At 69.5% G+C, this 26,994-nt stretch carries 26 protein-coding genes; 10 read left to right on the top strand and 16 right to left on the bottom strand.

Features of this window, described 5'->3' with window-relative positions; translation table 11 throughout:
- Positions 1–15: 15 nt before the first annotated feature.
- The 8 genes from MicroSTF_RS08235 to MicroSTF_RS08200 all read right to left on the bottom strand — a co-directional run bounded on the left by MicroSTF_RS08235 (position 16) and on the right by MicroSTF_RS08200 (position 9,434).
- A complete protein-coding gene (locus MicroSTF_RS08235) occupies positions 16–906 on the bottom strand; it encodes a siderophore-interacting protein (protein WP_297555729.1) in 891 nt (296 codons plus the stop codon).
- Positions 903–2,735: an ABC transporter ATP-binding protein gene (locus MicroSTF_RS08230; protein ID WP_322954877.1), complete on the bottom strand. Its 1,833-nt coding sequence runs from the start codon at positions 2,733–2,735 to the stop codon at positions 903–905. The genes MicroSTF_RS08235 and MicroSTF_RS08230 overlap by 4 nt, the downstream gene beginning before the upstream one ends.
- Positions 2,728–4,365, bottom strand: coding sequence for an ABC transporter ATP-binding protein (locus MicroSTF_RS08225; RefSeq protein WP_322954875.1), 1,638 nt, complete (start codon positions 4,363–4,365; stop codon positions 2,728–2,730). The genes MicroSTF_RS08230 and MicroSTF_RS08225 overlap by 8 nt, the downstream gene beginning before the upstream one ends.
- Positions 4,362–5,150 (bottom strand): ABC transporter ATP-binding protein, encoded by a 789-nt coding sequence (locus MicroSTF_RS08220; RefSeq protein ID WP_297555735.1) that lies wholly within the window; start codon positions 5,148–5,150, stop codon positions 4,362–4,364. Before MicroSTF_RS08220 ends, MicroSTF_RS08225 begins: the two co-directional genes overlap by 4 nt.
- 11 nt (positions 5,151–5,161) lie before the next feature.
- A complete protein-coding gene (locus MicroSTF_RS08215) occupies positions 5,162–6,265 on the bottom strand; it encodes a FecCD family ABC transporter permease (protein ID WP_136024425.1) in 1,104 nt (367 codons plus the stop codon).
- Complete coding sequence (locus MicroSTF_RS08210; RefSeq protein ID WP_322954872.1) at positions 6,262–7,335, bottom strand: FecCD family ABC transporter permease; 1,074 nt, start codon at positions 7,333–7,335, stop codon at positions 6,262–6,264. The genes MicroSTF_RS08215 and MicroSTF_RS08210 overlap by 4 nt, the downstream gene beginning before the upstream one ends.
- A gap of 8 nt (positions 7,336–7,343) precedes the next feature.
- Complete coding sequence (locus MicroSTF_RS08205) at positions 7,344–8,405, bottom strand: iron-siderophore ABC transporter substrate-binding protein (RefSeq protein WP_297555741.1); 1,062 nt, start codon at positions 8,403–8,405, stop codon at positions 7,344–7,346.
- Positions 8,406–8,591: 186 nt separating this feature from the next.
- Positions 8,592–9,434 carry a helix-turn-helix transcriptional regulator gene (locus MicroSTF_RS08200; protein WP_029267430.1) on the bottom strand — a complete coding sequence of 281 codons (843 nt, stop codon included), beginning with the start codon at positions 9,432–9,434 and terminating at the stop codon, positions 8,592–8,594.
- Between the two features lie 109 nt (positions 9,435–9,543).
- Here MicroSTF_RS08200 and arfB point away from each other — a divergent pair, with 109 nt between their 5' ends.
- A complete protein-coding gene (gene arfB, locus MicroSTF_RS08195; RefSeq protein WP_322954869.1) occupies positions 9,544–9,984 on the top strand; it encodes an alternative ribosome rescue aminoacyl-tRNA hydrolase ArfB in 441 nt (146 codons plus the stop codon).
- A gap of 15 nt (positions 9,985–9,999) precedes the next feature.
- Here arfB and MicroSTF_RS08190 read toward each other — a convergent pair whose 3' ends face one another.
- Complete coding sequence (locus tag MicroSTF_RS08190; RefSeq protein ID WP_029267425.1) at positions 10,000–10,605, bottom strand: TetR/AcrR family transcriptional regulator; 606 nt, start codon at positions 10,603–10,605, stop codon at positions 10,000–10,002.
- Positions 10,606–10,675: 70 nt separating this feature from the next.
- Here MicroSTF_RS08190 and tet(42) point away from each other — a divergent pair, with 70 nt between their 5' ends.
- Positions 10,676–11,962: a tetracycline efflux MFS transporter Tet(42) gene (gene tet(42) / locus MicroSTF_RS08185; protein WP_297555744.1), complete on the top strand. Its 1,287-nt coding sequence runs from the start codon at positions 10,676–10,678 to the stop codon at positions 11,960–11,962.
- 3 nt (positions 11,963–11,965) lie between these two features.
- Here the strand turns inward: tet(42) and MicroSTF_RS08180 are convergent, their stop codons facing one another.
- From MicroSTF_RS08180 to MicroSTF_RS08160, 5 genes are all read right to left on the bottom strand, one after another.
- Positions 11,966–12,781 carry a nucleotidyltransferase domain-containing protein gene (locus MicroSTF_RS08180; protein WP_031207988.1) on the bottom strand — a complete coding sequence of 272 codons (816 nt, stop codon included), beginning with the start codon at positions 12,779–12,781 and terminating at the stop codon, positions 11,966–11,968.
- Positions 12,782–12,877: 96 nt separating this feature from the next.
- Entirely contained in the window at positions 12,878–14,953 is a 2,076-nt protein-coding gene (locus MicroSTF_RS08175; protein WP_029260034.1) for a bifunctional lysylphosphatidylglycerol flippase/synthetase MprF, read from the bottom strand.
- Between the two features lie 45 nt (positions 14,954–14,998).
- Positions 14,999–15,811: a tyrosine-protein phosphatase gene (locus MicroSTF_RS08170; RefSeq protein ID WP_021201148.1), complete on the bottom strand. Its 813-nt coding sequence runs from the start codon at positions 15,809–15,811 to the stop codon at positions 14,999–15,001.
- 90 nt (positions 15,812–15,901) lie between these two features.
- Positions 15,902–16,555, bottom strand: a complete 654-nt coding sequence (locus MicroSTF_RS08165; RefSeq protein WP_029260036.1) for a DsbA family protein — start codon at positions 16,553–16,555, stop codon at positions 15,902–15,904.
- A 73-nt stretch (positions 16,556–16,628) separates the two neighbouring features.
- Complete coding sequence (locus MicroSTF_RS08160) at positions 16,629–17,054, bottom strand: hypothetical protein (RefSeq protein WP_021201146.1); 426 nt, start codon at positions 17,052–17,054, stop codon at positions 16,629–16,631.
- A gap of 75 nt (positions 17,055–17,129) precedes the next feature.
- On the opposite strand from MicroSTF_RS08160, the gene MicroSTF_RS08155 reads away from it, so the two are divergent.
- The 3 genes from MicroSTF_RS08155 to MicroSTF_RS08145 are packed head-to-tail and all read left to right on the top strand — an operon-like array spanning position 17,130 to position 20,003.
- On the top strand, positions 17,130–17,480 hold the full coding sequence (locus MicroSTF_RS08155; protein ID WP_021201145.1) for a PLD nuclease N-terminal domain-containing protein: 351 nt from the start codon (positions 17,130–17,132) through the stop codon (positions 17,478–17,480).
- 14 nt (positions 17,481–17,494) lie between these two features.
- Complete coding sequence (menD, locus tag MicroSTF_RS08150; protein WP_322956363.1) at positions 17,495–19,144, top strand: 2-succinyl-5-enolpyruvyl-6-hydroxy-3-cyclohexene-1-carboxylic-acid synthase; 1,650 nt, start codon at positions 17,495–17,497, stop codon at positions 19,142–19,144.
- Positions 19,145–19,160: 16 nt separating this feature from the next.
- Entirely contained in the window at positions 19,161–20,003 is an 843-nt protein-coding gene (locus MicroSTF_RS08145; protein ID WP_322954862.1) for a polyphosphate kinase 2 family protein, read from the top strand.
- A gap of 15 nt (positions 20,004–20,018) precedes the next feature.
- Here MicroSTF_RS08145 and MicroSTF_RS08140 read toward each other — a convergent pair whose 3' ends face one another.
- Positions 20,019–21,272, bottom strand: a complete 1,254-nt coding sequence (locus MicroSTF_RS08140; RefSeq protein WP_029267411.1) for an isochorismate synthase — start codon at positions 21,270–21,272, stop codon at positions 20,019–20,021.
- A gap of 56 nt (positions 21,273–21,328) precedes the next feature.
- Between MicroSTF_RS08140 and MicroSTF_RS08135 the strand changes: the two genes are divergently transcribed.
- The 5 genes from MicroSTF_RS08135 to MicroSTF_RS08115 all read left to right on the top strand — a co-directional run bounded on the left by MicroSTF_RS08135 (position 21,329) and on the right by MicroSTF_RS08115 (position 26,231).
- Positions 21,329–21,892 carry a hypothetical protein gene (locus tag MicroSTF_RS08135; protein WP_297555749.1) on the top strand — a complete coding sequence of 188 codons (564 nt, stop codon included), beginning with the start codon at positions 21,329–21,331 and terminating at the stop codon, positions 21,890–21,892.
- Entirely contained in the window at positions 21,889–22,608 is a 720-nt protein-coding gene (locus MicroSTF_RS08130; protein ID WP_029258220.1) for a class I SAM-dependent methyltransferase, read from the top strand. The genes MicroSTF_RS08135 and MicroSTF_RS08130 overlap by 4 nt, the downstream gene beginning before the upstream one ends.
- A gap of 46 nt (positions 22,609–22,654) precedes the next feature.
- Positions 22,655–23,716 carry a polyprenyl synthetase family protein gene (locus MicroSTF_RS08125; RefSeq protein WP_021201139.1) on the top strand — a complete coding sequence of 354 codons (1,062 nt, stop codon included), beginning with the start codon at positions 22,655–22,657 and terminating at the stop codon, positions 23,714–23,716.
- Positions 23,717–23,778: 62 nt separating this feature from the next.
- Entirely contained in the window at positions 23,779–25,152 is a 1,374-nt protein-coding gene (locus MicroSTF_RS08120; protein ID WP_297555750.1) for an FAD-dependent oxidoreductase, read from the top strand.
- Between the two features lie 71 nt (positions 25,153–25,223).
- A complete protein-coding gene (locus MicroSTF_RS08115; RefSeq protein WP_322954857.1) occupies positions 25,224–26,231 on the top strand; it encodes an alpha/beta hydrolase in 1,008 nt (335 codons plus the stop codon).
- Positions 26,232–26,237: 6 nt separating this feature from the next.
- Here MicroSTF_RS08115 and MicroSTF_RS08110 read toward each other — a convergent pair whose 3' ends face one another.
- Positions 26,238–26,870 (bottom strand): GntR family transcriptional regulator, encoded by a 633-nt coding sequence (locus tag MicroSTF_RS08110; RefSeq protein WP_021201136.1) that lies wholly within the window; start codon positions 26,868–26,870, stop codon positions 26,238–26,240.
- Positions 26,871–26,994: the final 124 nt, after the last annotated feature.

Raw genomic sequence — 26,994 nt, 5'->3', positions numbered from 1 at the left:
GGGGTGGGTTCCGCCTCACAACCCCAACTGGTCCAGCCGCTCCTCGAAGCGCACCTGCACGTCTTCCGGCTCATCGCCGTCGGACTCGGCCCAGATCGCATCCAGCTCCTTCTGCACCGACTCGGGCAGGGCGGCGAACTTCTCGTCCCACGCGACGACCGGCGTCCAGTAGCCGACGACCTTGAAGCGGGTCGCGGGCAGGGCGAGCTCCTTGCGCAGGTACTTGCGCACGTCGCGCAGCGCCACGGTCTCACCGGCCACCCAGACATAGCCTTCGTCGAGCGGAAGCCGGTCGTCGACGATGCCGCGCACGAGCGGACCGAGCGCGCTGGGACCGTGGCCGTTGCCGCCGACCACCCAGGTGACCTCGACGTCGGCGCCCACCTCGAGAGCGACGCGGTCCGCCTCGCTCGGCACTTCGAGCACGACCCGCGTGCGCACGCCCTCCGGGGCCTCGGCGATGATGCGCGCCACGGCCGGAAGCCCGGTGAGGTCGGCGACGAGCACTTGCCACGTGATGCCCTCCGGCGGCGAGTACAGGCCCGTCGGGGAGTTGAACCCGAGCACGTGCCCCGGCTCCGCCCGCGCGGCCCAGGGGCCCGCGACACCTGCCTCGTGGATCACGAAGTCGATGTCGAGTTCGCCGGCGTCCGGGCGCACGCCGCTGATCGTATAGGTGCGCATCGGGGCCTCGGGCGCACCCTCGGGCGTCTCCCACCAGTCGCCCGCCGGCACCGGCAGCGACACCTCCTTCGGGTCGTCGCCGTGCGGGAAGAACACCCGCACGTATTCGTCGCCGATACCGGTGCTGAGGAAGCCGGCGACGCCCTCGCCGCCGAGCGTGACGCGGACCAGGGTCGGGGTGAGGGTGGTCGTGTTGCTGACGATGCCGCGGTGGATGCTCACGGAGTCTCCGTCTCTGTAGGGCGAATCTCTTGGGTGGGGGATGGGTCGGTGGGGGATGGCTTGGTGCGGGTAGATGTGCTGCGGGTCTGGGCGAGCCAGGAGTCGCGGTAGAGCCCTTCGGTCGCGAGGAGCTCTTCATGCGTGCCGCGCTGCGTCATCCGTCCGTCGGCGAAGACGACGATCTGCTCGGCGGTCACTGCCTGCTGCAGTCGGTGCGCGATGAGCAGAGCGGTCCGTCCCTTGCGCAGTGCGGCGATCGCCTCTTCCACGGCGTCCCGGTGCTGGAGCCCGACATCGGCGGTGGCCTCGTCGAGGATCACCACATCCGGGTCGGCGAGGAAGGCACGGGCGACCGCGAGCTGCTGGATGCGCCCCTCGTCGAGCGGTACGACGGAATCGGCGGACGAACTCTCGCCCTCTGCGGACTCCTCACGACGCATCGCCTCGACCGCCCACTGCGCCCCGACCGCCCGCAGCGCCGCCGCCATCTCCTCGCCGCTCGCTTCGGGGGCGACGAGGCGCAGGTTGTCGGCGATCGTGCCTCGGAAGTGGTGCAGCTCCTGCGACAGGTAGTACGGGGCGTCTGTGCGGGACGCCAGGTGCACGCTTCCCGACGTCGGCGGGTGATGCCCGGCGATGACGCGCGCCAGCGTGCTCTTGCCCGACCCCGAGGTGCCCACCAGCGCCGCCGTGGTGCCGGGGTCAACCCGCAGGTTCACGCCGCTGATCCCCCGGCCGGTGGTGGGGTAGTGGAACGTCACGTCCCGCACCTCGATGCCCGCGGATGCCGGTGGTGCAGCTTCCGTCTCCGGGGTCTGGGCGGCCGGCGCGGGCGCGAGATCGATGACCCCGACAAGTCGCGCGAGACCGATGGCTGCCCGCTGGATGTCGTCGAGTCCGAAGATCAGCTGTCCGACCGGGCCGAACAGGCGATGGAACAGCAGCGCAGCAGTGGTGACCGCGCCTACCGTGACAGCGCCGGCGGACTGCAGCAGGAATCCGGCGCCGAGGATCGCGGCCAGCCCGACGAGCTCACCGCCGTTGATCCAGCGGAACAGGCGATTCGTCACCCGCACGCCCTCGATCTGCATGTGGATCGACGCCACCGCGCGCTCGCGCACCCGCTCGAGAGCGGGCTCCTGCTCGTTGAACGCGGTGAGGGTCTCGATGCCCTCCACCGCGTCGAGCACGGCCTGGCTGCGCGCGGCCTCGCGCACCCGTACCTCGCGGAACACCACGCGGGACTTCCGCAGAAAAGCGCGCGTACCGAGGATGTAGAACGGCGCGGAGGCGAGGCCCGCGAGCGCCAGCCAGGGATCCAGAGCGGTCAGCGCGACCACCGAGACGCCGATCGCGAACCCCGCGGACAGCAGGGTCGGAGCGACGTTCCCTCCGGCTTCGGCAACGGCATCGACGTCGCCGGTCACGCGGGAGAGCAGATCGGCGCTCTCTCCGTCGTCGACCGCGCTGACGGGCAGTCGCATCGCCGAGGCGAACACGTCTTCACGCAGGCTCGCGAGCATGTCCTGCACCAAGCCGGTGAGCACGCGCACGGCCCACAGCATCACCACAGCGGCACCGATGGCGCCCAGACCCGCCCCGGCGACCCAGCCGGCGATGGTCGCGAAGCCCGCGTCGGACGACACGGCATCGACGATGCGCCCCAGGCACGCGGGCATCACGATCCCGAGAGCGGATGCCGCGAGGAACAGCGTGGCGACAGCGGCGGTACGACCGGGATGCTGTCGCAGCAACCCACCCACGACGGCCCGCACACGGGAGCCGGAGGCGATCGGGAGCAGCGCGGCGGTCGAGGTCGAGTCACTCATGGCGTGTATCCGATCGTTCGGAGGGAAGCTCGACGACCCGGTCGCACGCCCCGAGCAGCACCGGAGAGGTGGTGATCACGATCACGGTCTCGGTGTGCTCTGCAAGGGCGCGGGCGATGTGCGCCTCGGTGATGGCGTCGACGGCCGAGGTGGGCTCGTCGAGCACGAGCACGTCGGCCTCCGCGTGCAGGGCTCGGGCGATGCCGATGCGCTGGCGCTGTCCGCCCGAGAGGCGTCGCCCGGCCTCTCCTACCTCTGACTCCCACCCTCCGACCTGCACCACGGTGTCGTGCAGCGCCGCCATCTCGATGAAGGGCGCGTGCGGCTGGTCCTCCACGCCGTGGCCGCGCACGGCCTCGCACAGGGAGCCGCTTACGATCGTCTGCCTGTGCGGAGGGGCGACGACCCGACGCCGATACTCGACCGGGTCGAGGTCGGTCAGATCGTGCAATTCACCGTCGATCGCGAGCGCGACCCGGCCGCGGTCGGGTCGGGTGCGCAGACCGAGCAGGCGGGAGAGGGCACGGGCCGTGTCGCTGTCGGCGGGACGGATGCCGAGCAGTTCGCGCTCGCGCACCTCGACGGGCGCGGAGGCGGATCCCGCGCGGAAGGTCAGGACGACGTCCTCCGCCGGTCGTGCCGGGGCGGCCGCCGCGACGGGCGCATCGAGCAGGTCGTCGGCGTCGATCACCTCGGCGAGTCGCTTGGCCGAGGCGAGCTTGTGGATCCAGTTCGAGGGGAAGGAGCCCGCATACGCGAGGTAGCCGCTGATGAACTGGGCGAGCCCGAGCACCGTGACCAGCTCGCCGATGCTGATGCGGCCCTCGGAGGCGAACCAGGCCGACATACCCGCCAGCGCGGTGGTCGCGATCGCGGCCAGCGTTGCGCTCACCGCCTCGTATGACGCGAGGGATCGGCCGGCCGCCGTGGCGGCGCGTCGAGAGGTGTCGCTCGCGGCGATGTAGCGGCGCACGGCCTCCTCGCGTGCGCCGATTCCCACGAGCACCCGGAATCCGCTCATGAAGTCGGCGGCGACCGCCCCGGCCTCGGTGGCCGCCTGCTGCTCGACGAGGCCACGGCGTTCCAGCGGGCGCGACACGGCCTGCATCACGAGCATCATCGCGATGGTCGAGCCGAATACGACGAGCGTCGCGACGGGCGAGATCACCAGCATCGCGAGACCGGCTCCGAGGATCGCGGCGATCGTGGAGCACTGCTGCGCGACCGACCAGGCGACCCCGGCGACCCGGTAGGTGTCGGACGTGACGAACGTGAGGGCCTCACCGGGGGCCACTGTGCGGCGGGAGAGCCGCGGTCGCAGCATCCGGGAGAGCGTGAGGTGGCGCAGCGCCTGCTCGCCGTAGCCGTAGATCGACACCATGAGGCGGGACGCCGACTGGTAGCTCAGGGTCAGGACGAGGAACGTGCCGACCAGCACGCCGAGCCAGAGCGCGAGAGCTGCGGGGTCGGCGGGGAGCACGGCGCGGTCGATCGTCGCGCCGATGATCACGGGGATCGTCGCCTCGGCGAGCGCATGCACGATGAGCAGCGCGGTCGCTCCGGCGAGGGCGATGCCACGCCCCTCCGACTTCAGCGCGATCCCGAAGAGCCTCCGCGGCGTGGGCGTCACGGTGTCCGCCGACCGAGCGGGAGCACCAGCGGCGTCCCGGAGACGGGGTCGGTGATCACACGACACGGAAGGTCGTACACGGCGTGCACGAGCTCGGCCGTGATGATCGCGCGCGGATCGCCCTGCGCCACGATGGCCCCGTCGCGCATCGCCACGAGGTGCGTCGCGTAACGGGCCGCATGGTTGAGGTCGTGCAGCACGGCGACGAGCGTGGTGCCGCTGCGGTGCAGGTCGGCGAACAGCTCCATCAGGTCGATCTGGTGCGCGATGTCGAGGAAGGTCGTCGGTTCGTCGAGCAGCAGGTGCGTGGTCTGCTGGGCGAGGGCCATGGCCACCCAGACACGCTGCCGTTGACCGCCGGAGAGCTCGTCGACCAGGCGCCGCGACAGGTCGGTCACCCCGGTCGCGGCCATGGCCTCGGACACGGCGCGTTCGTCGGCGCTGCTCCACGTGCGCAGGGCGCTCTGGTGCGGGAACCGCCCGCGACCGACGAGATCGGCGACCGTGATGCCGTCGGGGGCGAGGGACGACTGCGGGAGCAGACCCAGCTTGCGGGCGACCTCCTTCGGCTTGAGCGAACGCAGTTCGTCGCCGTCGAGCAGCACGGCGCCGGTGGTCGGGCGCAGCAGCCGGGCGAATCCGCGCAGCAGGGTCGACTTGCCGCACGCGTTGGGTCCGATGATGATCGTGAACGAGTTGTCGGGAACCTCGAGAGTGAGGTCGGAGATGATCGGGGTGTCCCCGTAGCCCAGCGTGATGTCGCGGGCCCGCAGCGAAGCGGTCATGGGTGTTCCTTTCAGGTGCGGCGCGCGTACTGGGCAGCGAGCAGCCAGGCGAGATAGAGGCCGCCGACCGACACTGTCACGACGCCGACCGGCACAGCGACGAGCTGGGCGACGGCATCCGACACCACGACGAGGGCGGCGCCGGTCAGCATCACGGGCACCGTGCCCATCGGGGTGTTCGAGCGGGTGAGGCGTTGCGAGATCTGCGGGGCCGCGAGGGCGATGAAGGAGATGGGGCCGGCCGCGGCGGTCACCAGCGCGACCAGGGCGACGCCGAACACCATCGCAGCGAGGCGGGTGCGACCGGGACTGATACCGAGAGCTGTCGCCGCGTCGTCGCCCATCTCGAGCACGGGAAGCGTGCGGGCGAGGGGGAGGGAGAGCAGGGTCACGATCGCGAACACGATCGCCGCCGGGATCAGCTGGTCGAAGCCGAGCGAGGCGATCGAGCCCGCGCCCCAGGTCGCCGCCATCATGGCCTTCTCGACGCTGACCGAGATCAGGATCCACGAGGTGAGGGATCCGAGTCCCGCCGAGACGCCGATGCCGACGATGATGAGCCGGAACGACGACATCGTGTTCTTGCTGGCGAGCACGTAGACGAGCAGCGCGGTGAACAGGCCTCCGACGAGCGCACCCGCCGCCTTGAACATGTAGGTGTTCAGCTCGAAGACGATCATGACCAGCGTCACACCGAACTGTGCGCCGATGCCGAAGCCGATGATGTCGGGGGAGCCGAGCGGATTGCGGGTGAGGGACTGGAAGATGCCGCCGGCGAGCGCGAGGGCTGCTCCGCACAGCACCGCGAACAGCACGCGCGGCAGGCGCCACTCGAAGACCACCTGGCGGATGTCGGGGTCGGATGCGGGGTCGAAGATCGCTCGGATGACGGCCGCGAAGTCGACCTCGTAGGCGCCGAGAGTCATGGAGAACAGGCCCGTGCCGATGATCACGACGACCAGCAGGATGCTGACGACGACGGAGCGCACCGGGATGAGCGCGGCGATCCGCGCGGTCTCGATCCGGAACAGGCGGCGTCCGTGATCGACCGGCACGAACGCGGCAGGCGCGGCGTCTGCGCGGGGTGCAGCGACGGGCTTCTGGTCGATGCTCACAGGCCGCTCACCCGCTTGCGACGCACGAGCATGATCAGGATCGGGGCTCCGAGGAGGGCCGTGACGATGCCGACGCGCATCTCCCCGTTCGGGAGCACGATGCGGCCGAGGATGTCGGCGAACAGCAGGAAGGCGGGGCCGATGATCATCGAGTACCCGAGCACCCAGCGCTGGTCGGGGCCGGTGAACCAGCGGACGACGTGCGGGATCATGAGCCCGACGAAGGCGATGGGTCCGGCGGCGGCGACGCTGGTTCCGGCCAGCAGGGTGACGGCGATGATGACGAGGATGCGAGTCACGCGCACACGTGCACCGAGGGCCTGCGCCAGGTCGTCGCCGAGGGCCAGGGCGTTCAGGGAGCGCGCGCACAGGAGTCCGATCAGGAGACCGGCGACGATCAGAGGCACGGCCCAGGTGAGCTGGTCGAGGGTGCGTCCACCGATCGAGCCGACGCCCCAGAACCGCATCACCTGCAGGGTGCTGTGGTCGCGCAGCACGATCGCGGTGGTGAAGCCGGTGAAGGCCGCGCCGAGGGCGACGCCGGCGAGGGTGAGCTTCATGGGGGTCGCCCCCGAGGCTCCGAACGAGCCCAGTATGTAGACGAGCATGGTGAGGACGAAGGCTCCGCCGAGGGCGAAGGGCACGTAGGCGCCGGGGGCGGTGAGGCCGAGCACACCGACGGCGAACGTGACGGCGAAGGATGCACCGGCGTTCACACCGAGGATGCCGGGGTCGGCCAGCGGGTTGCGGGTGAAGGCCTGGATCAGGCCGCCGCACACCGCGAGAGCGGCACCCACGACGATGCCGAGCAGGGTGCGCGGCACACGCAGCTCCATGACCATGAGGTGCAGCGGGTTCTCGTCGTCGTAGGAGAAGAGGGACTGCAGCACGGTGATGGGGTCGATCGCGCGGGCACCGACGGCGAGCGAGGCGATGGCGGCGATGGCCAGCACCACGACCGAGATGACCAGTCCCGCCACGAGCGTCCCGTTACGGTGCGGGGAGTCGACTGCACGACTCCCCGCACCCGTGTTCGAGACGTCCGTGCCGTCATCCGTCGCCAGGGACATCTCTCGGATCACTTGCCGGTGATGGTGGGCTCGCCCTGGAGTGCCCCGGCGAGGTCGTCGACGTACGTCGGCAGGATGTACTTCAGCGAGAGCACGGTGGGCGCGCTGATGGCCGAGGCCTCGGCGTCGTCGGCGTAGATCACGTACGAGCCGTTGGCGATCGGGTTCCAGCGCGACACGACCTTGTTCTCGACCGTGTACGTGCCCTCGTCGGCGCTGCCGCCCCAGGCCGCGAACAGATCGGCCTCCACGTCGTAGAGGTTCTCGAGGCTGACGCCGGTGTACCAGTTGTCGCCCTCCGCGGTCTTGAGGAAGCTGTCCATCGCCGGAGTCGAGGTGAATCCGAGGGCCTCGGTGATGCGCACGCGGGGGTCGTACTCGAGGTAGACGCCGAGGTCGGTGCCGCCCTCGTTCAGGGTCAGACCCCAGACGAAGGTCTTGTCCTCGAACTCGGGGTGCTCGCCGGCCAGGGTGGTGATCTGCTTCTCGGTCTCGGCGATCAGCTCATCGGCCTTGTCCTCCTCGGACAGTGCCTTGCCGACCGTGCGGGTCATGTCCTCCCAGGTCCCCGGGTTCCAGGGGCCTTCGATGTAGGGGACGGTCGGGGCGATCTCGGTCAGGCGCTCGTACTCGATGTCGGAGACGCCGGAGTAGAGGCTCAGGATCAGGTCGGGCTTGAGCTCCTTGATGGCCTCGTAGTTGGGGCCGTCCTCGAGGAAGGGGATGATCTCGGGGGTCTCGCCGTACTCCGCGGTGACATAGTCCTCGAACCAGGGCTGGTAGCCGCTCTCGCCTGCGCCCCAGACCTCCTCCATGCCGACGGGATTGGTGCCGAGGGCGGCGACGATGTCGGCCGTCATCCAGCCGAGGGTGACGATGCGCTGCGGCTTCTCGGGGATCACGGTCTTGCCGTGGCCGTGCTCGATGACCACGCCGTCTGTTGCGGTGGAGGCGGAACTCGATTCTTCGGGGGTGGACGAGCACCCGGCGAGGGTGAGGGCGGCGGCGACGGCTGCGGCGACGAGGGCCGAGCCTCGGCGGATCTTCGGGCGCGCAGAAGCGTGCGACATGGTTCTCCTTCGGGAAGGGGGGAGGGTGTTGCCGCGTCGACGCGGCGAGAAGTTAGGTAAGCATGCCCTAACAGAACGATGCTAGAACGCGGAGGCAGTGCTCAGTGTTGCGGGAGCGACGACTTGTATCGCGGAACCGACAAAGGGGGTCGGATCTGCCGTTGCGCGTTCAGCGCCGGTGCGAGGTCACCGCCAGTACAGCTGGTGCGCCGCGTCGGCCTGCACGCGCGCCACGTGCTGCCGGGGAGTGAGCCCGAAGCGCTCCTTGAACGCGGCGGAGAAGGCGCTCGTCGTGGCGTAGCCGCAGCGGTGCGCGGCCGCACCGATCGGAGTGCCGTCGACGATCAGGCGCGCCCCGAGGGTCATCCGCACGCCGGTGCGCCACCGCCCGAAGCTCATGCCGACGTCGTTCTGGAAGATGCGCAGGACCGTACGCTCGTGGAGCCCGTGCGCGAGGAACAGCTCGATCGCACTGCGGGGGTCGCCGGGGTCGGCGAGAACGGCCTGCACGAGCGGGGCGACCCGCTCATCCGCCGGCATCGGCACCTCGCCCCATTCGCTCGCGGCCTCGGGAAGCGGCTGCTGCAGCATCTCGATGAGCACCGACTGGATGCGCACGCGCAGGTCGGTGGGCATGTCGTTGATGCCGAGGTGGAGCAGCATCTCCTGCACCGCGCGCGGCACCAGCACCCGTGTGATGTCGTCGATCGGGGCGATCAGCGATGAGTCGGGGATGTACGTGTAGCAGCCGGTCGAGTCGGGTTCGTGATGGGCCGTGTGCGGGGTGCGTGCGGGGATCCACACGCCCTGACCGGGAGCGAGGCGCCACCTCGTGTCCTGCAGGTGCACCCACACCGTGCCGCGATAGCACCAGGCCAGCATCGGGTCGGCGTGGCTGTGCGGAGGGGAGAGCGGGCGGGTGCCGGTGTCCTCGGCGGTGACCACGCCGGTGCCCATCAGATACGGCTCGTTCACGGTCGACGGATACGACGGGCTCGCTGCCCAGTCGTCCTGCCGGTATGAGTTCATTCGTGCTCCGCATGAGGCGGCGCTGACTGCTCGGGAAAACAGGTCCTGCCGCCCTCGCCATGCTATCCGGGTGAGGCGCGATGGCCCCGCGAGGCCCGATGATGGACACATGCCTTCCGCCCATCGCCCCGGTCTGCGGGTCTCGTCGGGTCTCACGATCCCCGAGGCTGAGTTGTCGTGGCGCTTCTCGCGGTCATCCGGGCCGGGGGGACAGGGCGTCAACACCGCGGATTCCCGCGCTGAACTGGTCTGGGATGCGGCGAACTCCGCGGTGCTCTCACCGCATCAGCGCGAGAGGCTGCTCGACCGACTGAGCGGTCGCCTGGTCGATGGAGTGCTGACGATCGCCGCGTCCGAGCACCGTGCCCAGTTGCGCAACAGGGATGCGGCGCGGGAGCGGCTCGTCGCCGTCATCGCAGAGGCTCTGCGCCCGCCGGCACCACCGCGACGGCCGACGAAGCCGAGTCGGGGGTCGAAGGAGCGCCGACTGAAGGCCAAGCAACGGCGCACCGACGTCAAGAGTCTGCGACGACGACCTCGCGACGACTGACCCGGCGCCGGAGAATCACCTGGCGAGACGCTCTTCGACAGGGTCCCAGCCACTCGCGAGCACCCGGAATCCCGCGTCCACCGTCTCGAGTGGATCTTCGCTGTCGTTGATCAGCAGTTGCATCTGCAGGACGAATCGGGCGTAGACGCGGATCTCGGCGACCGGCTCGGCGAGCCCGAGCTCGTCGGCGATGGCCGCGGCGAGGGCATCCTCGTGTCGGAGCCACATCTTCGCGGCATAATCGCGCAGGGCGGGTGTCTCGTTCAGGAAGCGCATGAACACGCGGGTGACGTCATCACCGTGCTCGTCGAAGTTCGCCCTGATCTCGGCGGCGAAGAAGTCGTGGATCGCGCGGTTGATCGTGCGTCCTGCGGGCCGGTCGCGCACGGCCGAGACCAGACGGTCGCGCTGTTCGTCGTCCTCGTCGAAGACGAGAGCCTCCTTCTGCGGGAAATGCGCGAACACGGTCGTAGGGGAGACGTCCGCCGCATCGGCGACCTCGCGGATGCTGACGTTGTCGAAGCCGCGCTCGAGGAACATCATCGTCGCGACGTCGGAGATCGCCTTGCGGGTCGCGGCCTTCTTGCGCTCGCGGCGTCCGAGGGGCTCTGAGTTCGTCATAACCGCAGTCTATCGTGGACCGAATACAAACCTGGCTTGACACCAAAACTGGTATCGATACACTTTCGGTATGACTTCACCCAACGTCCTCACGCGACGGGATCAGAACCGCGCGTGGATCATGCTCATCGTGCTCACGATGCTCACCGTCATCGGTATGACGGTCGTCCTTCCCGTCCTGCCCTTCGTCGTGCTGCAATACGTCTCGCACGAGAGCGACCTCGCCATCTGGGTGGGCGTGCTCGAGGCCGTCAACGGCCTCTGCGCCTTCCTGGTCGCCCCCTTCCTCGGCCGGCTCTCCGACCGCTTCGGTCGTCGACCCGTCATCATCGTCGCCGCGTTCGGCGCCGCATTCTCGATGGCGCTGTTCGGCATCGGCGGTGCGATCTGGGTCCTCGTGCTCGCGCGCGTGATCCAAGGCCTGACCGCGGGAGATCTCCCCGCCCTCTTCGCCTACCTCGCCGACATCACCCCGCCGGAACAGCGGGCGAAGCGCTTCGGTCTCCTCGGCGCTCTCACGGGAATCGGCACCATGGTCGGCCCGGGGATCGGCGGTCTGCTCGCCGCGGTGAGCATTCAGCTTCCCGTCTTCCTCACCTCCGCGGTCGCCCTCACGATCGCGATCCTCAGCATCTTCCTGCTTCCGGAGAGCCTCAAGCCCGGCAATCGCATCAGCGCCATCCGGCTGCGTGACGTGCAGCCGTTCGCGGTCTTCAAAGAGGCGTTCGGCCGCAAGGAGCTGCGCGGACTGATGATCGGCTTCGGTCTGCTCGCCCTGCCGTTCGGCTTCTTCGTGAACAACTTCAGCGTCCTCGCGCTGGACTCCATCCAGTGGGGGCCGACGCAGATCGGACTCCTGACGGCGGCCGTCGGCATCATCGACATCCTCATCCAGGGTGTGCTGCTCGGCATCCTGCTCCCGCGCATCGGTGAGCGCGGCGTGATCATCAGCGGCATCGTCGCGCAGATGGTCGGTCTCGCGGCGCTCGCCATCGTCGCGTCGATCTTCGCCCAGCCGTGGGTGTTCATCGTCGGTGCGCTCATGCTCGCTGCCGGCCAGGGAGCATCCCAGGCGGCGATGGACGGTGCCATGTCGAACGCGGTGGGCGACGACGAGCAGGGCTGGCTCGGCGGAGCGACGCAGTCACTGAACGCGGCCATGGGCACGGCCGCCCCGCTCATCGCGGGGGCGCTCTACGCGCTGGTCAGCCACGCCGCCCCGTACTGGCTCGGTGTCGCACTGATGATCGTCGCCGTGATCGTGGTCAGCCGTGCACACATCGCGAACACCGCGAAGCGCCCGGTCACCGATGGTGTGGGAGCGACTCCGGTCGAAGCCGTCGAGACCGTCGGCTGAGCATCAGGTTGCGGGAGCTGCCGGACGCGGCAGCTCCCGCAACCGCGTGATCGAGGCGAGCAACTCCTCCGGCGTCGTGCCGAGATTCCCGAGTGCCAGTGCCGCCGACGCGCTGAATCCCGCCGAGTCGATCGGGAGGCGTGCCACGTTCGGCACCAGCCCCTTCTCGTTCGTCACCCAGTTCCCGGCGGCGGCGTGCCAAGCGTGCGCGGTCAGCATGGCCGTCGTGGTTCCGCAGAGGGAGACGTATGCGACGTCTCCCGCCTTCGCGCCCTTCACGGCCGCGTTCAGCAGGAAGTCGACCTGCCAGAGGCTCGTGAGGAACGCCTCGCGCAGCGCCGCGGGATAGGGGGTGACGCTCCGTGCCAGACCGACCAGGAGTCCCTCCGGATCGCGAAGCGGCACGCTGGTGGCCACCTCGCCCGCATAGGCGACATCGAGGAAGCCGAGGGGGTGACCCGGTTGGGTGTGGAAGGCGAACTCGCCGCGGACGGCGCGAGCGCATTGCTCTCCGACGCGGGTGACGTCGCGGAGGATGAGGTCGACCGGCACGCCGTCGACGATCAGCCAGGCGCCGCCGTCGACCCAGGGTCCCCATCCGCCGCGCTCGGCGACCTCGACGGGTTCGCCCGTCCACCCGCTCGCCACGCGCGCGATACCGGCGCGGTCGACATCCGAGTCCACGTAGAGCCCCAGATCGATGTCGGAATCGGGTCGGTGCGTCCCGCGGGCGCGACTGCCGCCCAATGCGACGGCACGCACGCCGGGAACCCGGCTCAGTTCGTCGGCCATCGAGCGGAGGCGGTCTTCATCGAGCACGACACCGATCGTACTCACGTGGTCTCACGCCGTCGGAGAACAGACGCCATCCGGAGATCGACCCACCCGACGCGTTCTCGGACGGCGTGGGCTCCGTCAGTCCTTCCCGCCCCGTACGAGTTCGAGCCCGGCACCCGCGAACTGGCGCAGCGTCGCATCCGGCAGGAACGCCCGCGTGAGTGCTCCACCGATGCGGGTGAGGTCGCTCTCGTCGCGGAAGAGGAGATACATGGTCTCGTACCGGGGGTGGAACTTCTGCTTGAACCGATGCAGCGACCCGAAGCCGTACACCGGTTCCAGCGCATCGGCCAGCCGGTCGCTGAGAGCGGCGATCATCCCGGCGTCCGGCGGGTAGTCGTGGGCGAGGGGCGCGCCGGAGAGCGACATGATCTGCGCGCCCTCCTCGGCGAACTGCTTGGCCGAGGAGCCGATCAGATACTCCATGACGGGCCCGAAACCGCCTTCGCGGCGACGCATGAGGTCGAGGGTCCAGCCCCGCACCGCACCGTCGTCGCCGTACACCGGCAGCCAGGAGAGGAAACCGTCGACATCGCCGTTGGGAGCGAGCGCCAGGGCGAGCCTCACCTCCGGATCCTCGGCCTCGTCGAGGGTGCCGAGGGTGAAGCGCATCTCGGGCAGGTCCTTGTCTCCGACCCAGGCCTCCGAGATCGCTCTGAGCTGCTGCTGCACACCCCACGGCTCCGCTTTGAGGTGCGTCATGCGGAAGGTCATCTCCTCGCGACCGGCCTTGTTCAGTGAGGTGCGCACCGAGTTCCAGCGCTTGCCCGTGAACTCCAGCCCCGGCAGGTCGACGATCGTGTCGTCGGCCACGACGATGCTGCGCCAGGTCGAGGGGACGGCCGCCCGCGTGGCCTCATCCGCACTGAAGAAGCAGGGAACGAGGCCGGCGAGCTCCACGGCGTGGATGAAATCGTTCACGGCTTCTGCGCGTGTCTCCGCAGGGCCGATCGGGTCGGCCAGGGCCAGGGCGACGCCGTTGCGACGCTGGTACGCGACGATGCCGCCGGCCACCCGGGCATAGCTGTTGCCCTCCCAGGTGGTCATCCACGAGAGCGTCCCGCCGCCATGAGTGCGCAGCTCGCGCTTCATGTCATCGACGTTCGGAGCGGGCTGGATGCCCAGCTTGGCGCGGCGCTTGGCTCGGAACGCGCGTCGCACCCACACCAGGTACACGAGCATGATGAGCCACAGGAAGCCGTTGGCCATCGCGAGCTCGGTCTCACCGTCCCAGCGCAGATCGAGCTCCGCCTGGCTCGTGATGATGATGAGGGTGAGCACCAGCGCGGCGCCCGAGACGTTGAACAGGCCGAGCAGGATCGCGAGCACCCACGCGAAGCGCCGCCCGCGACGGAGCCCGTTCACGAGCACGAGGATCACGACGAGGTCGATCGCGAGGTCGATGAATCCTCCCGACGCGGGATCGGTCGGTCCGAAGGGTCCGTCCGTGGGCAGGAAGGTCGTGATGATCTCGACGGCGCCCAGGACGAGGATCGCCACCACGGCGATCAGCCGCTGCTCGCGGACCGTCGTGTGCCGCACCCGCAGCGATCGGTCGACGACGAGGATCAGCAGCACCGCGAGCAGGTGCTCGAGGTCGGCGACCTTGCCCCAGAAGAGCATCGCGATGAACACGAAGCCGAGCAGGATGAGCCAGCCGCGCACCCGCCACGGCGGACGGAACAGGCCGACCGCGGCGGCGATGCACGCCATGGTGCCGCCCGATGCTCCCACGTCGAGCGCCTGGGCCTGCTCTGCCGCCCACGCCCACGGGAACTGCGAGAGCACGTACAGCAGCAGGGCGGTGGCGAAGATCGCGAACAGCTGACCGAGCCAGTAGTAGGCGAGCGCCACGCGCGATCCGCGACGGAACTCCAGGTAACCCATACCCCAGAAGCCTGCGATCGTGAACAGGTACACCCAGGGCTGGTTCACGAAGAACGTGCCGGTCAGGGGCGTCCACCACTTGCCGTCGGCGAGGTTCGGGAGCCCGTAGGCGACTGTCTGGAAGAGTGCGGTGTCCTCGAACGGCGCCCAGAGGCCGCTCCAGACGACCCCCACCGCGATGATCAGCAGCACCATCGTCAGCGTCGCCGGAATGCGCCGGACGACGGCCATCACCGGATGGGGAGAGGGGGAGTGCTCCTCGGTCATGCGCTCAGCGTAGCGAGGGCTGCGTCCGCACGGGCGCGGGCACTCCTACTCCCCGCGAAGCACTCGACGAAGGTCGGCGATCTCGTCGTCGGTCAGACCGCCGCTTCGCAGATAGCCCGCGACGTCGCCGTGGTTGTCGTCGATCCAGTCCATCGCAGCCTCGATGGCGGATGCCGGAGCCTCGGTCGCGAGCGTCTTCAGGGCCGGCGTGAGGGGGACGCCGAGCGAGGTGATCAGTGCGGTGAGGGCTTCGGCGAAACCCCGCGCCAGATTCTTCTCCGTCTGCGTGTAGTCCTCGACGATCGCCTCGCGAGGTGCTTCGGCGACGAGCAGCAGGATCGCGGCGGCGAGCCCCGTGCGGTCCTTGCCCGCAGTGCAGTGGAACAGCACGCCGGGTCGTTCGGTGCGCGAGGCTTCGAGCACCGTCCGCGCGATGGTCGCGAACGGGGTGGCGCTGGCCGCCAGGATCGAGACGTACAGCTCCTCCAACGTCGGCACCTGCTTCAGCACCTCGGCGACCTGGGTCACCGAGAGTCCCGCTCCGCCGGTTGCAGGGAGCAGCTGCTTCACCATCTCGTCCATCGCGCCGCCCTGCATGGGCAGAGTCAGGAGCGTCACGCTGCCGTCGTCGGGCAGGCGATCCGCGGCGCGCGCGCGTTCGCCCTCGGTGCGCAGATCGATCACGGTGCCGATGCGGAGGTCGGCCAGCGCCTGCATCCCCTCGTCGGTCAGCGCGGCGAGCGCGTCCGATCGGAAGAGCAGACCGGAGGCGAGCGTGCCGCCGCCCGAGGTCGGGATCCCGGCGAGTTCGCGGGCGTTGTGGGTCGTCTGCAAGGCGGTCGTGATGTCGATGGTCATTCTGGCCCTCTCCTGGGTATGCGGCCAGAATATCGGTGCGGCGGGACCGCGCGGCTTCGACACGGAAGCCGCGCCATCCGCCTTTCCATGTCAGCCGTTCACGGCCTTCTCGATGGCCTGTTCGAGGTCATCCCACTCCTGCAACACGATCTTCTCGCCGTCGATGAAGAACGTCGGCGTGCTGTTCACCCCGAGCTTCTCGCCGTCGGCCTTGTCGGACTGCACGCGCTCCGCGGTGGCCGGGTCGGCGATCGCGGCATCGTACGCGCCCATGTCGAGCCCGAGATCCTGGGCGAACCCGCGGAACACCTCGGGGGTCTCCTCGGGCTGCTCGCCCCACTGCGCCTGCGTCTCGAACAGACGGCGGTACATGTCCTCGAAGCGGTCCTGCTGCCCGGCGGCCTCGGCGGCCAGCGCGGCCTGGGTGGAGTTGATGTGCCCGGGCAGGGGGAAGTAGCGGACGACATACGTGATCTCGCCGTCGTACTTCTCCCTGAGGTCTTCGACGACGGGGTAGAACGCCCCGCACGCCTCGCACTCGAAGTCGAGGAACTCGACCACGGTCACGGCGCCCTCGCCCCCGTCGTCGAGCACATGGGAATCGGTGCGGACGGTCTGCTGCGGCTCTCCGCCCTCCGCGGGCGCGGCGGGTTGCTGTTGGCTGATCGCGAAGACGATTCCGGCGATCAGCAGGACGATGGCGACGGCGATGGCGATCAGGGTCGCTTTGACAGAGTTCTTCATGGGGTCTCCAGACACACGGGTACGACGAGGGAAGGGTGCCGCTTTCGGGCGGCTCGATGCGCGCGTCGGCGGGTCAGGTGCGGGAGATGGAGAGCTGCGTGAGAGTCAGGGCGGGGACGAAGGCGCGCGGACCCGCGCGACTCGGCGACACCGTGCGCGGGGCGCGGGTGCCGAGCGGCCGGGTGCCCCCGGCGAGCCGGCGGAACAGCAGGACCAGCGCGACGCCGCCGAGCACCGCGAGCAGGCAGATCCCGACACCGGAGCTGAGCACGTCGATCGTGGGCGCTGCCGCCGGGTCACCTGCCGTCGGGGCGGCAGCCGTCGACTCCGAGACGCCGGAGGCGAGACACAGCGTCGCATGCACATCGGCCGAACCCCGCGAGGTCGACCAGGCGCCGACCACGAGTAGGAGCGCGAGGCCGACGGCGGTGATCACCCGGGCGATCAGCATCCGCTCGGCCCGCGCTCGCGGCATCGGATCCGGCGATGAGGGCAGCATTTCCCGCGCAGTCTAGCAACGGCGCCTCTGTCCTCCCCGGGGCCGGGGAAGCCGTGGCGCGCCTACACTGGAGGGGTGGCGAGACTACTGATCGTCGGCGGCTTCCTCGCCGCCGTGTTCTGGGTGTTCAGCATCGTCGACTGCGCAGTGCAGCCGGCGACGCGGCACCGCGGTGTGTCCAAGCCCGTCTGGATCCTGATCGTGGTGCTCCTTCCCGTGATCGGAGGCATCCTCTGGTTCGTGATCGGCCGTCGACGTGCGAACGATCCCGGGGTCCGTCCGGTCGTCGCGCCCGACGACGACCCGGCCTTCCTGCGCAGCATCAGCAAGACCGAGCAGGATGCGCGCATCCGCCGCCTCGAAGAGGAGCTCGCCCGTCTGGACGAGGAGACCGACGAGCCTCCCGCCACGGACCAGCGCCCGTGACCCCGTCGCCGGCCATGGATGCTGCGGCATCCCTGATCGCCGACCTCGTCGCCCAGGGCGTGCGCCACATCGTGGTGTCTCCGGGCTCACGCTCGCAGGCCCTCGCGCTCGCCGCGGTACGGGCCGCCGATGACGGACACGTCCGGGTGCACGTCCGGATCGACGAGCGGGTCGCCGGCTTCACGGCTCTCGGAATCGCCCGTGAGACGGGCGTGCCCGCCGCGGTGGTGTGCACCTCGGGAACGGCCGTCGCGAACCTGCTGCCCGCGGTGATGGAGGCCTTCCACTCCGGGGTGCCGCTGCTGCTGCTCACCGCCGACCGGCCGCCCGAGCTGCGCGGGGTCGGTGCCAACCAGGCGACGCTCCAGGACGGCCTCTTCCATCCGTGGGTGCGTGACCAGCTGGACGCTCCGGTGCCCGGGGATGGCGACTGGTCGGGACTCGCTGCGCAGGCCGTGGCCGCGGCGATGGGTGCTCGCGAGGTCGAGAGCGGCCTTCGCGGGATCTCCGGACCCGTGCATCTGAACCTCCCGTCCCGGGAACCGCTCTCGGGCGATCTGCCCTCGATCGCCATCACCCCGGGCGAGGCGCCGGAGGCTCTGAGAAGCACACCGTTCGAACTCGACCGCGGGCCGCGCACCGTCGTGGTCGCCGGGGCCGACGCCGGCCCCGATGCCGAGGAGATCGCGCACGTCGGAGGCTGGCCGCTGATCGCCGAGATCGTGAGCGGCGCGCGATTCGGACGCCAGATCGTACACGGCTACCGTCGACTGCTCGCGCGTGAGGATCTCGGCGGACGCGTCGAGCGGGTCGTCGTCCTCGGGCATCCGACACTCAGTCGTGAGGTCGCCGCACTCCTCTCGCGTCAGGATATCGAGGTCGTGGCCGTGCACCGCGGCGGCGAGGAGCTGAACCTCAATCACCGTACGAGGGGGGTCGACGCCGTCGTCGTCGCTCCGGGCGTCGCGGATCGCAGCTGGCTCGGGGAGTGGATGCGAGCATCCGCGGCCGAGACCGTAGACCTGAGCGAGCGCGCCCCCGATCCGGAAGCGCTGGCGTCCTCCGATTTCGCGGCGCGCAGGCAAGCCGTGAGGGCCGAGCTCGACGCCGTCCGCCGTCCGCTCGATCGCGAGCTGCTCGTCGATGCCGTGTGGCGCGCCACCTGGCCGCACGACCGCCTGGTGTTCGGCTCCTCCCGGCTCGTCCGCGTCGCCGATCAGGTGCTCGGCGGCAAGAAGGTCCCCGTCCATGCCAACCGCGGTCTCGCCGGCATCGACGGCACGATCGCCACCGCGACCGGAGTCGCGATCGCGAGTCAGGCGGCCGGCGTCCCCGGCGTGACGCGGGTGCTGCTGGGCGACCTCGCCTTCCTGCACGACGTCGGCGCCCTGCTGCTGCCGCCTGACGAGACCGAGCCCCGGTTGCAGGTCGTCGTCGGCAACGACGGCGGGGGCACGATCTTCGACTCTCTCGAGGTCGCATCGTCAGCACGCCCCGGCGACCTCGATCGCGCCTTCTACACGCCGCACACGATCCGCCTCGAGCACCTCGCCCTCGCGTACGGCTGGGAGTACCAGCGGGTCACCACCCGCACGGCACTGGATCAGGCCCTGACCTCGCCTCGTGGTGGACGTCAGATCATCGAGGTGCCACTGGCGCGTTGACTGGCAGGATGTGCGTATGAACGCGCACACCTGGACGCAGACGCTGCGAGTCGACGAGGGATTCCGTCTCGCCGACATCGACCCCGACGCCAAGCCCGGATACGACCACGGCAAGTCCCGCGGGGTCTCCGACCTCGCAGCCGGGCTCACCGACCTCAATGTGCTGCAGGAGCGGCTCTTCGCCGAGAGTCGGGCAGGGGTGGCGAAGGATGCGGTGCTGCTGGTGCTGCAGGCGATGGACTCGGCCGGCAAGGGCGGCATCGTGCGGCACGTTGTCGGCGGCGTCGACCCGCAGGGCATCGCGCTCGCCGCGTTCAAGGCGCCGACGGCAGAGGAACGCGCGCACGACTTCCTCTGGCGCATCGAGAAGCGTCTGCCTGAACCGGGGTTCATCGGGGTGTTCGACCGCTCCCACTACGAGGATGTGCTGATCGGGCGTGTGCGCGAACTCGCCCCGCCGGACGAGATCGAGCGCCGCTACGACGCCATCAACGAGTTCGAGTCCCGGGTCGCGGCATCCGGCACCCGCATCGTCAAGGTCATGCTGCACATCTCACCGGAAGAGCAGAAGTCGCGGCTGATGGAGCGACTCGAGCGTCCGGACAAGCACTGGAAGTACAACCCCGGCGACGTGGACGAGCGGATGCTGTGGCCGCAGTACATGGAGGCGTACCAGGCCGTGTTCGATCGCACCTCGACCGAGGTGGCCCCGTGGCACGTGATCCCCGCGAACGCCAAGTGGTACGCCCGGCTGGCCGTGCAGGAACTGCTGCTCGCGGCCCTGGAAGACATCGACCCGCAGTGGCCACGTGCCGACTTCGATGTCGAGGCCGAGAAGAAGCGTCTCGCCGCCAGCTGAGCTCCCGGGGTGTGCTCAGGCGAGCGCGTCGACCAGAGGGCGGAACTTCACGCGCGTCTCGAGCAGTTCGCTCTCCGGGTCGGAGCCGGCGACGATTCCGGCGCCCGCGTAGGCCGTGACGCCGATCTCTCCCTGGCGCTCGGCGAACTGCGCGCAGCGCAGCGCGATCGCCCATTCGCCGTTGCCGGCGGCATCCACCCAGCCCACGGGGCCGGCATAGCGCCCGCGGTCGAAGGGTTCGAGCTCGCGGATCGCGTCGATCGCCGCCGGTGTCGGAGTGCCGGCGACGGCGGCGGTCGGATGCAGTGCCCGCACCAGGTCGAGCGCGCTCTCCCCATCGGCCAGCTCGCCCTCGACGTCGGTGGCCAGATGGAACAGATTCGGCAGCTTCAACAGGAAGGGCTGTTCGCTCGCCGCCAGCGCCCGGGTGTGGGATCGGAGCGAGGCGAGCACGCTCTGCACGGCGTACTGGTGTTCGTCGAGGTCTTTGACGCTCGACGCGAGGTGAGCGGATGCGGCGGTGTCGGCGTCGGCGTCCGCGCCACGGCCGATCGTCCCCGCCAGCACCCGTGCGGTGACGGTTCCGTCGTGCACGGTGACGAGCGTCTCCGGGCTCGCACCGATCAGCCCGTCGACGGCGAACGCCCACGTGTCGGGGTAGCCGGTCGAAAGGGCGCGCACGAGCCGACGCAGGTCGGAGCCTGCCGGGATGCTCCCGGTGAGGTCGCGGGCCAGCACGACCTTGCTCAGGTCTCCGTCGGCGATGCGGGCGAGGGCGCGGCGCACCGAATCCTGGTATCCCTGCGGGCTCTGCGCTCCGGGGCCGACGGTGCCGGCCCAGTGCGGGCCGTAGGGCTGGGTGACGAGCTCGTCACGGTCGTCCGGAGCGCCGGCGAGGCGGAGCGTGGTGCGCCAGAACCGGTCGCCGTGTCGCCCCACCACCTGCGTGGGCACCACGAGCACGCTGTCCGCGGCCGAGTCCTCGTCGAACGCGAATGCCCCGAAGGCCACGAGCCCCGTGCCCGGGAGGCCCATCGGGTCGGAGATCTCGGACTGCGCCGCCATGGTGCGCCAGGCAGCCGCGAGGGTCTCGACGCGTGACGTTCCCGCTTCGACCGCGGGACGGATCTCCGTGAGCGGTCGGCCGACGGCGACGATCCCGTCTCCGCGGCGCAGCCAGGCAAGAGGGCGGGCGGGGTCCGCGTAGGCCAGGAGGTCTTCGACCGGGTCGATCTCGCGGGTCTCCACGACCAGGTGGGTGGTGTGCACGTCTCCAGCCTATGCCGCTCAAGGCGCATGGATCCGCGTGGTCGTAGGGTGAGCGGATGAGCGACGCACGTCCTGCACCCGGCACCGAGATGGTCTTCCAATGGCGCAAATGGGATGGCTCGCCGCACTGGCGGCACGAGTGCGTCTATCTCGGCGCCGACGAGTGGGGCGACTGGATCGGGCAGCCCGTCGGATGGCACAGTGTGCGCCCCGGCGCCGAGTTCCACGCGGGCGGTCCGAACGTCACCCTGGTCCCGGCGAGCGGTGACCATGCGCTCACCGTCAATCGCCGTCACCGCAAGGGCATGCGCATCTACATCGATCTGGGGTGGGACATCCGCTGGTCCGATGATCCGCTGCTGGCGACCGGGATCGACATGGACCTCGACGTGGTGCGCGTGGAAGGGGAACGGGGAACGTGGGTCGACGACCGCGACGAATGGGCCGACCACAGTGCCCGTTACGGCTACCCGACCGATGTCATGTCGCATCTGGAATCCCTCGCGCTCGACCTCGAGGAGCGGGTGCGGGCCCGGGTCGCGCCGTTCGACGATGCGACCGCCGATCCCTGGCTCGACCGCCTCGAAGCGCTGGGCCTCGCGCCTAGACTGAACTCGTGACCTCGAACGAGAAGAACCGCGCCGATCTCGGCAAGGACCCCGCCCGCGTCAGCGGCATGTTCGACCAGGTCGCCGCAGGGTACGACCGGACGAACACCGCGATGACCTTCGGCAACGACGTGCTGTGGCGTGCGGCGACCACCCGAGCGGTCGCTCCGAAGCCGGGGGAGCGGATCCTCGACCTGGGGGCGGGCACGGCCTCGTCGTCGGCGTCCCTTGCGCGGAGCGGCGCCGAGGTGGTCGCGGCCGATTTCTCACCCGGCATGCTCGCCGAGGGCGAGCGCCGGCACGGCGCCATGCGCAACCTGTCGTTCGTGCAGGCCGATGCCACGGATCTGCCGTTCCCGGATGCGACGTTCGACGCGGTCACGATGTCGTACGCGCTGCGCAACGTGAACGATCCGAAGAAGGCGCTGAGCGAGCTCTACCGCGTGACCAAGCCCGGAGGACGGCTCGTGATCAACGAGTTCTCGACCCCGCCGGGAAAGCTCTTCCGCAGCGCCTACCGCTTCTACAACGCCCAGGTGCTCCCGCGGGTGGCCCGCGTCGCCGGTACGAACGGCGACGCCTACGACTATCTGAACGAGTCGATCCGCGAGTGGCCGGACCAGAAGCGGCTCTCCGCCTGGATCCGCGAGGCGGGCTGGAGCGACGTCGCCTACCGCAATCTCTCGTTCGGCATCGTGGCCCTGCACAGAGCGCGCAAACCGGAGTGAGTCTCTCGGGCGAAACCTCGACATCCGACGAAGGTAGGCTGAGAACGTGACTTCGAGCCCCATCGCCCCGGGTTCGCGACTGGCGAGCCGTCTCGGCTTCAGCGATCGCGTCTTCATCGGCCCTGCCGCCCGACGTGTCGCGCGCGCCATCGAAGACGGGCTGGAGCTCGTCGAGACCGGCCTGGCCGACGACGTCCGCGTCGCCGACCCGCTGGCCGACGCCGCCAGCCGTTACCTGTACGAGGCGGGCGGGAAGCGCATCCGCCCCGTGCTCACGCTCCTCGCCGCGCAACTCGGCGACGGCAACACCACCGAGGTCATCGACGTCGCGAAGGCCCTCGAGATCACGCATCTCGGCTCGCTGTACCACGACGACGTGATGGACGGTGCCGACCGCCGCCGAGGGGTTCCCGCCGCGCATGCCGTGTGGGGCAACAACATCGCGATCCTCACGGGCGACATCCTGTTCTCCCGTGCCAGCCAGCTGATGTCGCGGCTGGGGGAGCGTGCCATCCGTCTCCAGGCCGACACGTTCGAGCGTCTGGTGCTCGGCCAGATGCACGAGACCCTGGGACCGCAGGACGGCGACGACCCGATCGAGTTCTACATCCAGGTGCTCGCCGACAAGACGGGCTCCCTGATCGCCGCGGCGACGCAGGGCGGGGTGATCTTCTCCAACGCTCCCTCGGAGTACGAGGAGCCGCTGCGCGTGTACGGCGAGAAGATCGGAGTCGCGTTCCAGCTGCTCGACGACGTGATCGACCTCTCCGCGAAGCCCGAGGAGACCGGCAAGGTGCCGGGCACCGACCTGCGCGCCGGCGTTCCGACGATGCCGTATCTGCTGCTCAAGGCGGAGGGGGACGAGGCGTCGATCGACCTCGCGGCGCGCATCGATGACGGCGTCGCCCTCATCGCCGACGGAGCGGACCCGGCCATCCTCGACGGCCCGTTGGACGAGTTGCGCGACCACGTCGTGACGCAGAAGACCCTCGAGCTCGCCCACGCGTGGACGCGCGACGCCGTCGACGCTCTCCGGCCTCTCCCGCGCGGAACCGTGCGCGAGGCGCTGACCCGATTCGCTGAGACCCTCGCCGAACGCTCCAGCTGACTCCGCGCGGCGGCCCTTCGGGCCGCGGGCACCGGCTGCGACGGCATACGAAAGGACCTCCCATGACCAAGCTCAGACTGGCCATCGTCGGTGCGGGCCCCGCCGGCATCTACGCGGCGGACATCCTGCTGAAGGCGGAGCGCAAGTTCGACGTCTCGATCGACCTGTTCGAACAACTCCCCGCGCCGTACGGACTGGTGCGCTACGGCGTCGCCCCTGACCACCCCCGCATCAAGGGCATCATCACCGCCCTTCGCGACGTGCTGGACCGCGGTGACATCCGCCTGTTCGGCAACGTCCGCTTCGGCGAGGACATCACCCTCGAAGACCTCAAGAAGCACTACAACGCGGTGATCTTCGCGACCGGTGCGATCCGTGACACCTCGCTCGACATCCCCGGCATCGATGCCGTCGCCTCGTACGGAGCGGCGGACTACGTCAGCTGGTTCGACGGCCACCCCGACGTGCCGCGTGAATGGCCGCTCGACGCCGCTTCCGTCGGCGTGCTCGGCAACGGCAACGTCGCGCTCGACGTGGCCCGCATGCTGGCCAAGCACGCGGAGGACCTGCTCGTCACCGAGGTGCCGGCCAACGTCTACGAGGGTCTCAAGGCCAGCGAGATCACGGATGTGCACGTGTTCGGGCGGCGGGGGCCGGCGCAGGTCAAGTTCACCCCGCTCGAACTGCGCGAGCTCGGCGAGCTGCGCGACGTCGACATGGTCGTCTACGACGAGGACTTCGACTACGACGACGCCGCCAAAGACGCGGTCGCCAGCAACAAGCAGGTCATGGTCATCGATCGCATCCTGCAGTCGTGGCGCAAACGGGAGTCGGTCAACAACGCCGGAGGCACGGCATCGCGCCGTCTGCATCTGCACTTCTGGGCGAAGCCGGTCGAGGTCCGCAAGGACGAGAACGGTCGCGTCGCGGCTCTCGTGTACGAGCGCACCCGGCCCGACGGCCAGGGTGGCGCGGTCGGCACCGGCGAGTTGCGCGAGGTGCCCCTGCAGGCCCTCTACCGTGCCATCGGCTACTTCGGATCCCCGCTTCCCGGCGTTCCGTTCGACAAGAAGCACGGGGTGATCCCGAACCGCGAGGGCCAGGTCCTCGCGAAGGATTCGAACGACCGCGTGCCCGGCATCTACGCGACCGGATGGATCAAGCGCGGCCCGGTCGGGCTAATCGGGCACACGAAGTCCGATGCGATGGAGACCGTGCGCCACATCATCAACGATCAGGGTTCCTGGTGGCACCCGGAGGACCCCTCGGAGGAGGCGATCGTCGAACTCCTGCAGGAGCGCGGTGTGCGCTGGACCGACCTCGATGGCTGGCACCGCCTCGACGAGCACGAGATCGCTCTCGGCGCCCCGGAGGAGCGCGCCCGCGTGAAGGTGGTCCCGCGCGACGAGATGGTCCGCGTCTCGCGCGGCGAATAGCGCGGTCGCGGTCGGCCTTCCCCCGACCGGTCGCGCTCTCGGCTAGCCTGGCGACGACGGGGGAGGAACGCATGGCCGAGTGGATCCCTGATGTCCTGGGCGACGAGTTCGAGCAGCTGACGCTCGATCTCGGCACGGACGATCAGGGCCCCGTGGTGGCGACTCTGGTGCGTGCGCTGCCGAAGAGGCCCGGTCTGTGGGCGCGGGCGAGCGGCAATCGTCCGCCTCTCGACGGAGTCGATGTGCTGTACGTGCACGGTTGGTCCGACTACTTCTTCCAGAAGCGGCTCGCTCGATTCTGGACGTCTCGGGGGGCCCGCTTCTTCGCCCTCGACCTGCGCAAGTACGGTCGCAGCCTCCGCGACGGGCAGACCCCGGGCTACATCGCCGAACTCGCCATCTACGACGAGGACATCGGGGCAGCGCTGGATGCGATGGGTCGAGGTGAGGGCGGCCTCGAATCCGATCGACGACTCGTTCTTCTCGGGCATTCCACGGGCGGCCTGACGTTGAGCCTGTGGGCTTCCCGGCACCCGGGCGCGGCCGACGCGGTGATCCTCAACAGCCCCTGGCTGGAATTCCAGTTCGCGCCGGCGAGGGCCGCGATCGCGCCGATGGTCGAGCTGCAGGCGCGTATCCGGCCGATGGAGGCCGCACCGCAGATCGACCTCGGCTTCTACACCCGCGCGCAGCAGGAGGTCGCCGATCCGGACGACCCGATGGAGGTCAACCCGGTGTGGCGTCCCGCGCAGACCATGGCGGTGTACGCGGGGTGGCTGCACGCCGTGCTCTCCGGGCACAAGACGGTGGCCGCGGGGCTGTCGATCACCGCACCGGTATGTGTATTGCTCTCGGCACGATTCGTGCCGCCGACGCGCTGGTCGAACGATCTCACCTCCGCCGACTCGGTGCTGGTGGTCGACGACATCGCGCGTGCGGCACTCCGCCTCGGTCCCAGTGTGACCGTCGAGCGCATCGACGGCGCGCTCCACGACGTCTTCCTCTCCCGACACGACGCGCGGGAGGACGCCTACCGGCGCTTGGACAGATGGGTCACGGGTTGGCGCGCGGCGCTGTGACGGGGCTCACAGGTAGTACATCGCCCTGACCAGGCGTTCGGCTCCATCGCCGTCGGCATCGCGCACGGCGTCGCGGAAATCGTCGTAGACCTGCCCCATCCGCGCCCGATCGGACGCGGGAACCACCCAGTCCCGAAGGTTGCGGAAAAGCACCATGCTCGCATCGTCGATCAGTGTGCGATGCTGCTCGTTGCCGCTGTGCGAGCCCAGGTACGAGAACACGGCCCAACGGGCGCCGGAGGTCGTCGCCAGGTCGTCCAATGACGCATTCATCGCGGCGACGAGCGTGATGACATGCTCGCGCTGAGCCGCCGTGAGCCTCGGCACCGCCAGTCGCGCCGCGATTCCGGCCTGATACCCCGCGAACTCGAGCGACTGCGCCATCGTCTCGGGCGTCACCGCCGTGACCTCGGTGTACCGGCTCGGGTACATCGTGACCATTCCCAGTCGCTCCAGGCGCTGAAGCGCCTCTCGAACAGGTGTGCGCGACACATGCAGCTCTTCGGCGACGTCGACATCGCGGATGCGCTCACCCTCTGCCAACGTGCCGTCGATGATCTGCCTTCCGATGTGGTGGAAGACCTCCTCGGCCAAGAGCTGCTTGCTCTCTCCGATGTTCGTCGATCCGATACTCGCCATGGACCTGCCCCCAGTTGTCCTTCTGATCCCGAGCGCCCCATGATTCGCCCGGGAGGGCAACTACATCATGAAGTCGCATCGGATGCCAACAGCCCCACCCGAGTCCGCGAACCGCGTGGGGGCG

It is taken from the genome of Microbacterium sp. STF-2, assembly GCF_034650155.1.
In the GTDB taxonomy this organism is placed as follows: Bacteria; Actinomycetota; Actinomycetes; order Actinomycetales; family Microbacteriaceae; genus Microbacterium; species Microbacterium maritypicum_A.
This window is presented reverse-complemented; position numbering and strand designations above follow the sequence as displayed.